General features: G+C 57.5%; 9 protein-coding genes. 1 reads left to right on the forward strand and 8 read right to left on the reverse strand.

Annotation, left to right across the window (positions count from 1 at the left end; genetic code table 11):
• Window positions 1-89 precede the first annotated feature (89 nt).
• The 6 genes from BFV97_RS15525 to bhcA all read right to left on the reverse strand — a co-directional run bounded on the left by BFV97_RS15525 (window position 90) and on the right by bhcA (window position 7,905).
• Entirely contained in the window at window positions 90-2,366 is a 2,277-nt protein-coding gene (locus tag BFV97_RS15525) for an NADP-dependent malic enzyme (RefSeq protein WP_069301312.1), read from the reverse strand.
• A gap of 17 nt (window positions 2,367-2,383) precedes the next feature.
• The gene (locus BFV97_RS15530) at window positions 2,384-3,379 is read right to left on the reverse strand and encodes a type I glyceraldehyde-3-phosphate dehydrogenase (RefSeq protein ID WP_069301313.1); all 996 of its coding nucleotides are present in this window, start codon (window positions 3,377-3,379) and stop codon (window positions 2,384-2,386) included.
• Between the two features lie 146 nt (window positions 3,380-3,525).
• The gene (gene bhcD, locus BFV97_RS15535; protein ID WP_069301314.1) at window positions 3,526-4,491 is read right to left on the reverse strand and encodes an iminosuccinate reductase BhcD; all 966 of its coding nucleotides are present in this window, start codon (window positions 4,489-4,491) and stop codon (window positions 3,526-3,528) included.
• Between the two features lie 71 nt (window positions 4,492-4,562).
• The gene (gene bhcC, locus BFV97_RS15540) at window positions 4,563-5,723 is read right to left on the reverse strand and encodes a 3-hydroxy-D-aspartate aldolase BhcC (protein ID WP_069301315.1); all 1,161 of its coding nucleotides are present in this window, start codon (window positions 5,721-5,723) and stop codon (window positions 4,563-4,565) included.
• Between the two features lie 14 nt (window positions 5,724-5,737).
• Complete coding sequence (bhcB, locus tag BFV97_RS15545) at window positions 5,738-6,697, reverse strand: beta-hydroxyaspartate dehydratase BhcB (protein ID WP_069301352.1); 960 nt, start codon at window positions 6,695-6,697, stop codon at window positions 5,738-5,740.
• Window positions 6,698-6,714: 17 nt separating this feature from the next.
• Window positions 6,715-7,905, reverse strand: a complete 1,191-nt coding sequence (bhcA, locus tag BFV97_RS15550) for an L-aspartate--glyoxylate aminotransferase BhcA (protein ID WP_069301316.1) — start codon at window positions 7,903-7,905, stop codon at window positions 6,715-6,717.
• 168 nt (window positions 7,906-8,073) lie between these two features.
• Here bhcA and bhcR point away from each other — a divergent pair, with 168 nt between their 5' ends.
• Complete coding sequence (gene bhcR / locus BFV97_RS15555; RefSeq protein WP_069301353.1) at window positions 8,074-8,922, forward strand: HTH-type transcriptional regulator BhcR; 849 nt, start codon at window positions 8,074-8,076, stop codon at window positions 8,920-8,922.
• Here the strand turns inward: bhcR and BFV97_RS15560 are convergent.
• Entirely contained in the window at window positions 8,919-9,752 is an 834-nt protein-coding gene (locus tag BFV97_RS15560; protein ID WP_069301317.1) for a bifunctional allantoicase/(S)-ureidoglycine aminohydrolase, read from the reverse strand. The two genes, bhcR and BFV97_RS15560, sit on opposite strands and share 4 nt — an antisense overlap.
• A 186-nt stretch (window positions 9,753-9,938) precedes the next feature.
• The gene (locus BFV97_RS15565) at window positions 9,939-11,654 is read right to left on the reverse strand and encodes an OmpA family protein (protein ID WP_069301318.1); all 1,716 of its coding nucleotides are present in this window, start codon (window positions 11,652-11,654) and stop codon (window positions 9,939-9,941) included.
• Window positions 11,655-12,013: the final 359 nt, after the last annotated feature.

Below are 12,013 nucleotides of genomic sequence, written 5' to 3' on the forward strand. Positions count from 1 at the left end.
GCCATTCCCATTTTCGTCAAATATCCCCGCCGGAGGCAAAATTCCTGCGCTCCGCGCGGGGATATTTTCAGAAAATGGAAAAATGACGGTTAGCCATAGCTGGAAACCGGCGTTCCGGCCAAAGCCGCGATGTTGAGAAGGCCGCGCACTGTCACGCCGGATGTCACGATATGGGCGCGATTGCCCATGCCCATCAGGATCGGGCCGACCTCCAGCCCGTCCGCCACGGATTTCAGCAGGTTGCGGGCTGCGCCCGATGCGTCCGAGTTGGTATAGACCAGAACATTGGCTTTTCCTGTCAGGCGGTTATTTGGCATCAGGTATTCCCGCAACTCCGGATCGAGCGCCGCATCCGTATGCATCTCGCCTTCATATTCAAAGTCGGTTTCAACGGCATCAAGGATCGCCAGCGCATCGCGGGACAGGCGGCCCGAGGTGCTGTCCAGATTGCCGAATTGCGAACTGGAACACAGCGCCACCTTCGGCGTCACCCCGAAGCGGCGCACATGGCGGGCGGCAGCAATCATCGTTCCGGCCAGTTGCTGTGCTGTAGGTTCGATATGCACATGGGTGTCAGCCACAAACAGCGGCCCCTTTTCCAGAATAACCAGCGACAGCGCCCCCGCCGGATGCAGGTCCGGTGTTTCGAGGATCTGGCGAATGTAGTTCAGGTGCCAGTGATACTGCCCGAAGACACCACAGATCATGCTGTCGGCCTCTCCGCGATGGACCATTGTGGCGGCGATTGCGGTGCTGTTGGTGCGCATGATCGCTTTGGCCAGATCCGGCGTCGCGCCCCTGCGGGCCATCAGCTTGTGATAGCTGCCCCAGTAATCGCGATAGCGGCTGTCGTTTTCGGGGTTCACCACCTCAAAATCCTTGCCCGGCGTGATAGACAGCCCTTCCCGTTCGATCCGCCGTTCTACCACTTCGGGGCGACCGACAATCACGGCATTGACGTGCATTTCTTCGGACATGGCCTGAACCGCCCGCAGCACGCGGGGTTCTTCGCCTTCTGCAAAAACGATACGGCGCTTTTCAAGGCGGGCGGCCTCGAACACGGGGCGCATGATCATGGAAGACCGGTAAACCTGCGACTGCAACCTTGCGCGGTAATCCCTGAGGTCCACGCTCCGCGTGGCCACCCCGCTGTCCATCGCTGCCTTTGCGACGGCCACGGCAATGGTGGGCAACAGGCGCGGATCAAAGGGTTTGGGGATCAGATACTCCGGCCCGAAAGACAGGCGCTCTCCCTGATAGGCCGCGCCAAGCTCCGCACTGGCGGTTTCCCGTGCCAGACCTGCAATTGCTTCTACACAGGCCACTTTCATCGCATCGTTGATCTGGGTTGCCCCCACATCCAGTGCGCCGCGGAAAATGAACGGAAAGCACAGAACATTGTTAACCTGATTGGGATAATCCGAACGCCCTGTAGCAATCAACGCATCGGGCGAGGCTTCGCGGGCGACTTCGGGCATGATTTCCGGTGTCGGATTGGCCAGTGCAAAAATGATCGGATGATCCGCCATTTTTTTCACCATCTCCGGTGTCAGCAACCCCGGACCGGAAACGCCGAGGAACAGGTCCGCCCCGTCCATTGCATCCATCGTGGTGCGCATGTCGGTATCGCGGGCAAATTCCTGTTTCTCTTCCGTCAGGTTGTTGCGTGACGTGTGCACCACCCCCTTGCTGTCGAGCATGGTGATGTTTTCTTTCTTCGCCCCCATCACCATCATCATCTTCAAGCAGGCAATCCCCGCTGCGCCTGCGCCCAGCGCAACGATTTTGATGTCCTCAAATTTCTTGCCCGCCACCCGCAGCGCGTTGGTGGCAGCAGCGGCGGCAACGATGGCGGTGCCGTGCTGGTCGTCGTGAAACACCGGAATGCCCATCCGTTCGCGGCAGATCCGTTCCACCACAAAACAATCCGGCGCTTTGATGTCTTCAAGGTTGATTGCACCAAAAGTCGGTTCCAGCTTGCACACCAGATCGGCCAGCTTTTCGGGGTCGGTCTCGTTTACCTCTATGTCAAAGCAATCCACACCGGCGAATTTCTTGAACAGGACGGCCTTGCCCTCCATCACCGGCTTGGAGGCTTGCGCCCCGATGTCGCCCAGCCCCAGAACTGCTGTCCCGTTAGAAATCACCGCAACCAGATTGCCCTTGGCGGTATAACGCACGGCATCTGCCGGATTCTTTTCAATCTCAAGACAGGCGTCCGCTACGCCGGGGGAATAGGCACGGCTGAGATCCCGACCCGTTGCCATCGGCTTGGTCGCGCGGATTTCCAGTTTTCCGGGTTTGGGGAACTCGTGGTAATCCAGCGCCGCCTGCCGTTCCACGGCCTTTTTGGTCTCGTCAACCATGTGTTGTCTCCTCTGGGTTATTGTTGCGCCGCGCCCATTCTCTGGGCCACGTCGATCATTCTGTTGGAAAAGCCCCATTCATTGTCATACCAGCCGAAAATGCGGGTAAACTCGGGGCCTGTAATCAATTCCGGTTCTGCCAGCACAAGGGACTCCGGCCGGCTGCGCAGATCGGTCGAGACCAGCGGCTTGTCCGTCCAGCCAAGCACCGGAGAGGCATCGACTGCCGCTTTCAGCGCGTCTTTGAAATCCGCGCCCTGTCGCTTCAGCTTCACAACCAGATCCACCGCCGAGACACTGGCCACCGGAACGCGCACGGCGCTGCCGGTGATGCGTCCGGCCAGATCGGGAACCACACGGTCAATCAGTTTTGTCGCGCTAGAGGTTGTTGGCACCATAGACAGCGCCGCCGCACGGCTGCGGGCGAGATCCTTACCTGCGGTGTCAATTGTGGGCTGGCTGCTGGTGTAGCAATGGATTGTGTTCATATGGCCGCCCGACACGCCGAAACGGTCCTCCAGCAAGCGCAGCAGCGGCGCCAGTGCGTTGGTGGTGCACGAGGCGTTGGAGACAATTTTCTGGCCGGTGTAAACCGCATCATTCGCGCCGCGCACCAGTGTCACATCGGCGGCGTCAGAGGGGCCGGAAATCAACACAGCGCCAGCACCGGCCTGCAGCCCCGCCTCGGCAACAGCGCGACTGGTGGCACGGCCCGAACATTCCAGCAGAATATCCACGCCCGTCAAATCCGGCAGCGGTGCGGCAGGGTCAATCTGGTGAAACGGAATTTCCGTACCATTCACCAGCAGCGCCCCGTTGCGGGTTTCCACCTGCCCGCGAAACGGGCCAAAAACGCTGTCGTATTCAAACAGATAGGCACAGGTTTCCAGCGGGGCGAGATCGTTGACCAGAACCACCTCAAGCGGGCTGTCCTGACGGCTGGTGGACAGGGCACGCAGGATCGAGCGGCCGATCCTCCCGAACCCATGAATTGCGACACGGACCTTTTTCATCTTCACTTTTCTTATGGCTGGGCACGCGAAAAAAACGCGGCATTTCTTAGGGTTAGAACATATGTCCCGGACAGCGCCGATCCTGTTTCCCCAAGGGCAGCCTCAGCTCTGTCCGCACAGCCTATCAAGCTTGTCAGGGGCCTGCATCAAAAATCCACGACCTGCGCGATGCCTTGTTCTACCGCCAGATCCACCACCGCAGACGCCACGGCGAGGTCTTGCAGGCCGACCCCCGTACCATCAAAAATCGTGATCTCTTCGTCAGAGCTGCGCCCCACTGATGTCCCGTTAATAACCGCGCCCAATTCGGTTATATCCGCCTGCTGGATCAGCCCCGCAGCCACCGGATGCTGGAACTCGCCTATGCTTACGGATTGGGCGATTTCATCGGTGAACAGACGGGCCTTCCCAGCCAGTTCCGCAGCGATTTCCTGCTTGCCCTTGGTGTCCGTGCCCATACAGGCCAGATGGGTGCCAGCGCGGATTTGACCGTCCTTTAGGATCGCATCAAAGCTGGAGGTGATCGTCACGATCACATCGCTCTGTGCGCCAAGATCCTCAAGGCTTACCGATTCAAAACCAAGTCCCAGTTCTTCTGCGACCTTGCGCAAACTGTCGAGCTTTTCGGGGGAGCGGTTCCAGGCAACCACCCTTTTGAAATCCCGCTGCTCTGCCACCGCGCGCAACTGAAAGGCTGCCTGATGCCCCGCACCCACAATCCCCAGCACCTCGGACTCTTGCCGTGCAAGACAGTCCACCGACACCGCCGCTGCCGCTGCCGTGCGCAGGGCTGTCAGCAAATTGCCCCCCACCACAGCGCGGCACTGGCCCGTGTCCGCATCAAACAGGAATATGGTGGACTGGTGATTGGTGAGGCCCTTTTCAGCATTCCCCGGCCAGTAGCCGCCAGATTTCAGACCCAGATTAAGCGCCGCCTTATCAAAACCGGATTTGAACCCGTAAAGCGCATCTGCATGGCCAATCGCCTCGCGGATCACCGGAAAATTAGAGGCAGTGCGGGCAGACATGGAGGCAAACACGCCTTTGACGGCCTCAAACGCTGCATCGCGGGTCATCAGGGCGGCAATTTCTTTTTCGGGTACGATCAACATGGGGAAAACCTTTGAATTGGAACACATCGGGGCCAGCGAACCGGCCCCGTGTTTTGGTATGCTTAAACGGCTTAGTAGGCTTTGCCGCGGGCTGAAACCGGCCAGACGGTTTCCACCTTGTCGCCGCGCACGCCCACGTACCAGTCATGCACGTTGCAGGTCGGATCGCAGTGACCGGGCACAAGACGCAGCTTGTCATTGACCTTTAATGCGCCGTTCGGGTCCGCAACAACACCGTGTTCATCGGAACATTTCAGGTATTCCACATCATCGCGGCCATAGACAAAGGGCAGACCGGAATCCACCGATTGCGCTTTTAGCCCCGCATCCACGATGGCCTTATCCGCCTTTGCGTGGCTCATCACAGTGGTCAGGATAAACAGCGCATTTTCCCATTCGCCCTGATCAATCCGCTTTCCGTCCTTATCCAGAATCCGGCCATAATCCGCATCCATGAACGCGTATGATCCGCATTGCAGTTCGTTATAGACTCCAGAGCCGCTCTCAAAATAATAAGACCCCGTGCCACCGCCACCAACAATGTCACATTCCAGCCCGTTGCTTTTCAGCCCCTGCACCGCATCAGCCACCTGCGCAATGGCCACATCCAGCTTTTCCTTGCGATCTGCATAAAGGTCCATGTGCTGCATCGCACCCTGATAGGCCTGAATACCGGCGAATTTCAGCCCTTCGGCGCTGTCGATCAGCTTGGCGATATTCACCACATCCTGTGTTGTACTGACGCCGCAACGCCCCGCACCGCAGTCGATCTCTACCAGCGCCTCTATCTGCGTGCCGTGTTTCACGGCCGCTTCGGACAGCGCCTTGACGTTGTCCGGATCATCCACGCAAACCAGCACGCGGCAGCCAAGCTTGGGCATCTTTGCCAGCCGGTCGATCTTGGCCGGGTCTGTCACCTGATTGGAAACCATCACATCCTTGATCCCGCCACGGGCGAACACCTCTGCCTCCGAAACTTTCTGACAGCACACGCCAACCGCTGCGCCGAGGTCCTGTTGCAACTTCAGCACGTCCACGGATTTGTGCATCTTGCCGTGGGCGCGGTGCCGCATGCCGTGGGCCTTGGCGTAATCGCCCATCTTCTTGATGTTGCGTTCCAGCGCATCCAGATCCAGCACCAGACAGGGGGTCTGAATATCGGCCGCATCCATGCCGGGCACTGCGGGCACGTCAAAGCCGACTTCCAGTTGCTCAAAGTTAATATCTTTCATCGGTTTGCTTCCTTTTACAGCCACGGCAGCTTTGCCAGATCGACGTTGCCGCCGGTAATGATGACGCCTACGCGTTTGCCTGCGAAGATGTCCTTATTCTTTAGAATGGTAGCCAGCGGCACGGCGCTGCTGGGTTCCATCACGATTTTCATGCGCTGCCAGATCAGCTTCATCGCATCGACGATCTCGGGGTCGCTGGCGGTCAGGATGTCAGAGACATGGTTTTTCACAAAATGCCACGTCAAATCCTTCAGCGGCACTTTTAGCCCGTCTGCCACCGTTTCCGGCGCATCATCTGCGATGATATGGCCTGCCTTGAAACTGCGATAGGCGTCATCCGCCTGCTCCGGCTCTGCCGCAATGACCTGCACGTCGGGGGCCAGATGGGACAGGGTCAGGCAAGTGCCCGAAATCATCCCGCCGCCACCAATCGGGGCGACAACCATATCCAGACCACCGCCGAAATCCTCCATCTGCTCCAGCAATTCGCGCGAACAGGTGCCCTGCCCTGCAATCACGCGGGGATCGTTGTAGGGATGGACGAAATTGCCGCCCGTCCGGTCCTGTACCTGGGCGAAAACCTCCTCTCGCGATGATGTCGAAGGCTCGCATTCGGTGATCAGCCCGCCATAGCCCCGCACAGCGTCTTTCTTGGCCTGCGGTGCCGTGCGCGGCATCACCACGTTGCAGGGTATCCCCCGCCGCCCCGCCGCATAGGACAAGGACAGCGCGTGGTTGCCCGAACTATGGGTGCACACACCGTTCTTCGCCTCGGCATCGGACAGACCGAAGACCGCGTTCGATGCGCCGCGCACCTTGAAGGCACCGGCCTTCTGAAAGTTCTCGCATTTGAAGAAAATCTCGCACCCTGCAAGAGCGTTCACATAAGCAGAGGTCAGAACCGGCGTGCGGTGGATATAGGGTTTCATCCGCTCATGGGCGGCCAGAACATCGTTAAAATCCGGTATGATCATCCGTCGCAATTCCTTGTTCACGCTGCCGCCTGACGGGCGGCCTGCCCCCCGTGACGGTAATATTCCTGCGCTGCTGCCACACCGGAGCCGAGCGTAATGTCCAGCCCCAGATCGACCATCACCATTTCGGCAACGCCCAGACCAGACAACATCATCGCATCGGTCAGCATTCCCAGATGACCGATGCGGAATACCTTGCCCGCAACTTCGCCCAGACCGACACCAAAGGCCATGCCATAGTCCCGCGCGGCGAGGTTCACGATCTCTGTCGCATTGAACCCCTCAGGGGTGCGAATGGCGGAAACACTGTCGGAATAAACCTCGGGCGACGCCGCGCAAAGGTCGAGCCCCCAAGCCGCCACCGCCTTGCGCACACCTGTCGCAATTCTTGTATGGCGGGCAAAAACCTTGTCCAACCCTTCAGCCTCCAGCATTTCAAGCGACAGCTTCAAACCGTTCATAAGACCCACAGGCGGCGTGTAGGGAAAGGCGTTGTTGTCATAGCCCTTCTGCATATCCCCCAAATCAAAAAACGTGCGCGGCAGGGTTGCGGTTTTCGTGGCCGCAAAAGCCTTTTCACTAACGCCGACAATGGCCAGACCGGCAGGCAGCATAAAACCTTTTTGCGATCCGGTCACGGCAACATCCACGCCCCATTCGTCCATGCGGAAATCCATCGACCCGATGGAACTGACCCCGTCCACAAACAGCATCGCCGGATGGCCCGCTGCATCCAAGGCACGCCGCACCGCAGCGATGTCGGATTTCACCCCTGTCGCGGTTTCATTGTGGGTCGCCAGTACAACCTTGATGCTGTGGGACGTATCCGCACGCAGGATTTCTTCGTATCTGTCCGCAGGCAGTCCTTCCCCCCAAGGGGTTTCCACAACCGTCACGTCCAGACCGTGACGCTGGCACATATCAATCCAGCGGTGGGAGAACATGCCGTTGCGGGCTGCCAGAACCTTGTCGCCCGCGCTCAGACAGTTAGACAGGGCGGTTTCCCAGCCGCCTGTCCCCGTGGACGGAAAGATAAAGACACGGGCAGTGTCGGATTTCAAAACCCGCCGCACGCCATCCAGACAGGGGTGCAGAATGTCACCGAACAAGGGGGAGCGGTGGTCGATTGTGGGCATATAGCATGCCTGACGGATCGCCTCGGGCATGTTGGTCGGGCCGGGAATAAAGACGGGATTCTGAAAACTCATAATGTCCTCCATCAGACTGTTTCGACTAAACTACCCCGTCCCGCCACGGTTAACAATTTTTTTGAAACCTTTTTTCAAAAATGCAAAAGTTGAAATAACTATTGTTTGTCAGGCGCTTATATTTTTCATAAGATGAAACCATATTTCAGTTTGCACGAGGAAGATTTGATGGCTTTCCAAGACAATGACAATCCGGCAGAGCGTAAACCAAGGGGCCGCCCCCGCGCCTTTCACCCAAAAACCGAGCAGAACACCATCAAGTCGCTGGACCGCGCGATGGTTGTACTGGGGACGGTGGCAAGCAATGACGGTGTTTCGCTAAGCGCACTTTCCCAGCGGCTCGGGGAATCTCCGGCAACGCTTTACCGCGTGTTAACTACACTTGCGCAACACCAGATCGTTGAAACCAACGAGAGCACCCAGACCTGGCACATAGGTGCGGGGGCGTTTCTGATCGGCTCTGCCTTTTTGCGCCGCACCAGCCTTGTGGAAACCAGCCGTCCGATCCTGCGCGAACTGATGGAAACCACCGGAGAAACCGCCAACCTCGGGGTGGAAAAGGACGGTCATGTGCTGTTCCTCGGTCAGGTGGAAACCCACGCCCCGATCCGCGCTTTCTTTCCGCCCGGCACCCTGTCGCCCCTGCACGCTTCGGGCATCGGCAAGGTGCTTCTGGCCTATTTCGACACCGCGCGGCTGAACCGTTTTGCAAGCGCGGGGCTGGAGCGGTTTACAGATCAGACCCTTGGGTCAAAACAGGCACTGGAGGCTGATCTGGAACAGGTGCGCAGCCGGGGCTATTCGGTGGATGATCAGGAACGCAACATTGGCATGCGCTGTATCGCGGCACCGATCCGCAACGCGCTGGGCGAGGTCATTGCCGGAATTTCCGTCTCCGGCCCGACCAGCCGGATCGACCAAACCCAGATCCCCGCGCTGGCCGAGGCGGTTATCGCCGCAGCCTCCCGCGTGTCACATGCAATGGGGGCCGGTTTAGACCGGCCCTACACAGATTAATTTTTAGAAAGCTTCAGGTTCATGTGCCGGTTCACATCTTTATAAAGCAGATACCGGAACGGCCCCGGCCCGCCAGCATAACAGGCCTGCGGGCAGAAGGCGCGCAACCACATATAGTCACCAGCCTCAACCTCGACCCAGTCCTGATTGAGCCGGTAAACCGCCTTGCCTTCCAGCACATACAGCCCGTGTTCCATCACATGGGTTTCGCAAAACGGGATCACCCCGCCTGGTTGCAGGGTCACGATGGTGACGTGCATGTCGTGACGCAGGTCGTTCGGGTCCACAAAACGGGTGGTGGCCCATACGCCATCGGTTTCGGGCATCACATTGGGGGCAATGTCTTTTTCATTGGCGATAACCGGATCGGGCAGGTCCAATCCTTCAACCGCTTCATAGGCCTTGCGCACCCAATGGAACCGCGTGACCTGATCGGAGGTATTGCGCAGGGTCCATTCCATTCCGGCAGGCAAATAGGCATAGCCGCCCTCTTCCAACGTGTGGGTCTCTCCCTTGAACGTCAGCTCGAAGCTGCCTTCCACCACAAACAGAACACCCTGTGCCCCTGCATCGGTTTCCGGGCGGTCGGACCCGCCACCGGGCTGCACTTCCATGATGTATTGGGAAAACGTCTCGGCAAAACCGCTTAAAGGGCGCGAGATCACCCAAAGCCGCGTCTTGTCCCAAAACGGCAGAAAGCTGGTTACGATGTCACGCATGGTGCCCTTCGGGATCACCGCATAGGCATCGGTGAACACCGCACGATCGGAAAGAAGTTGCGTCTGGTCGGGATGCCCGCCTGTGGGGGCAAAATAGCTTGTCTTTGTCATCAAAGGCTCCAATGCAGAATTGCCCCCAAAATCGCGAGTCTCGGGGCTTAAGGGAAGCGTTTGATTGCCTAAAGGATCATTCGGGAATATTTGATAGTCAGCAGCGGCTTTGCGCTAATCCATGAAAAATGCCGGCCTGTTAACAGACCGGCATCATTTATCTTATCAGTTTTACCAAAGCGCGGCTTAACCGGATGTTGAGGATTTCAACAGCGGTGTAATCCGGCGCACAGCGGCGCGGCGGTTGGCTTCCTCTGCGGCATCAGTCGGGATGCGCAGATTGCTTTCGCCATAACCCTGAACCACAAGGTTTTGGGCCGGTACGTTGAAATACTCGGTCAGTGCCAGCGCAACGGATTCCGCACGACGGTCTGACAGGGCAAGGTTCGACGTGGCCGAACCAACAGCATCCGTGTGACCTTCAATCAGGAAGACTTCGGACGGGTTTTCCGCAATGCGTTCGGCAATGGCCGTACCAACCGTAGCCAGCGCACGGGCCTGATCTGCTTCGATGATGGCGGAGCCTGTGTTAAAGGTAATCGCGCTCAGCTCGATCACAGGCATCAATTCGCGCACCGCACGGATCTGACGGATCTGTTGCAGGCTAAAGGTACGATCCAGTTCCTGACTGCTGTTGGCAGAGAGGGCTGCACGCAGGTCGGCCTCGCTCATACCGTTGGACGCATAAGAGAATTGTTCCACGCGGGGCAGTTCGGACACGCGCACGGGCGTTTCTGCCGTCGTATCGTCAAACAATTGCACTGTCTGACCGTTTGGCAGATATTGTGTCCGGCTCAGCACCTGACCGTTTGGTGCACGTACAGTAACCACCTGAGTACCATCAGCCATCACGATGGTCTGGCGGGACGAACCGTCAGAAAACGTCTCTGTTTCAACGGTCGAACCGGGCTGGCGCAACAGAGCGTTATCGTCCTTCAGCACGTAATAGTCACCATCGCCACGCTCCACGACCACGCGGTCGCCTTCGGTTTCAACAACTTTGTCGTTATTGTTCAGAACCGCTGTAAGGATACCAACACCGGCAGCGCCGATGAGGAATTTCTCAAGGTTGTTCAACCCGTCGTCATCATTGGATACCGCTGCTGCTTCGGCGCGTTCCTGATTGCTGGCACGACGGTTCTTTTTGGTGATTTTCTCACGACGCTTTTTAACCTTAGCGTCTGCTTCACCGTCCAGAGTCGCCGCTACTTCGGGCGTGGCATTGGCTGCCTCGGTGCTGGCTTCTGTATCTTCCTGCACGGCCTCCATTTCTCTGGCTTCACGACGTTCCTTACGCTTTTCCTTGCGTTTGGCTTTACGCTTTTCCTTTTTGGTCATGTCTTCATCAACGACCACAGTGCCATCTGCTTCGGTGGTTGCCTGAACCTCGGCTTCACCTTCGGCTTGCGTTTCAGCCTCTACCTCTGCTTTGGCAGCGTCTTTATTCTTGTTTTTCTTCTTTTTCTTGGAGTCTTTTTCCAGCTCGGCTTCGATCTCTTCCGCGGTTACAGCCGCAGAGTCCGCTTGTGCCTCAGCTTCGGCCTCGGCAGCTTTTGCAGCTTTCCGAGCCTTTTTCTTGTTCTTTTTAACAGCTTCATCCGCAGCGGCCTGTGCGTCGGTCTCTGCCTCGACTTCGGCTTCTACCGCCAGTCCGGTTTCAGGATCGACCTCGGCTTCCAAAGCGGCTTCAGCCTCAGCTTTGTCTTTGTTTTTCTTGCGCTTTTTCTTTTTATCCTTGCCATTGTCGTCGTTGGCATCGGTATCCGCTTGCGCCACTTTCAGGTTGGCCGCAACCGAAACGTCATTCGTAGCCCCAATTGTTTGGGCCGTCACAATATGAGGCGTGGCCAGAGCAAAGCTCAGGATCACGGCTGTTGTGCTTTTCAGTTTTTGCATAGTCATCACAATCTCCCTTTCGAGTGGATATAGGCCCCTAACGCGGCGCTGCCATAAAAGGTTCAGATGCAAAAGAAATTTAGGCATGTTTTCGCTGTGAACGAACCTTCGATTTCCCAATCCCCTAATTCGGCGGCAATCGAAACACAGGAGCCTTCGGTGTAGTGGTCTTGCAAGCCTTCCGCTGTTTCTGGAACAGGGCCGCCATTTGGAAGCAGAGGTCAGTTGAACATTGCACGGCGCTGCGGAAAGACGCGGTTTTTTGGCGATTCAGGGGTCAAATAGCGCCTTACGCTGGCTGCACAGCATTTAGGCACCTTTGTTAAGTTATTGTAAACACTTGCACAAAACCAATTCCTCAGGAA

This window comes from Neptunicoccus sediminis (assembly GCF_001719615.1).
In the GTDB taxonomy this organism is placed as follows: Bacteria; Pseudomonadota; Alphaproteobacteria; order Rhodobacterales; family Rhodobacteraceae; genus Amylibacter; species Amylibacter sediminis.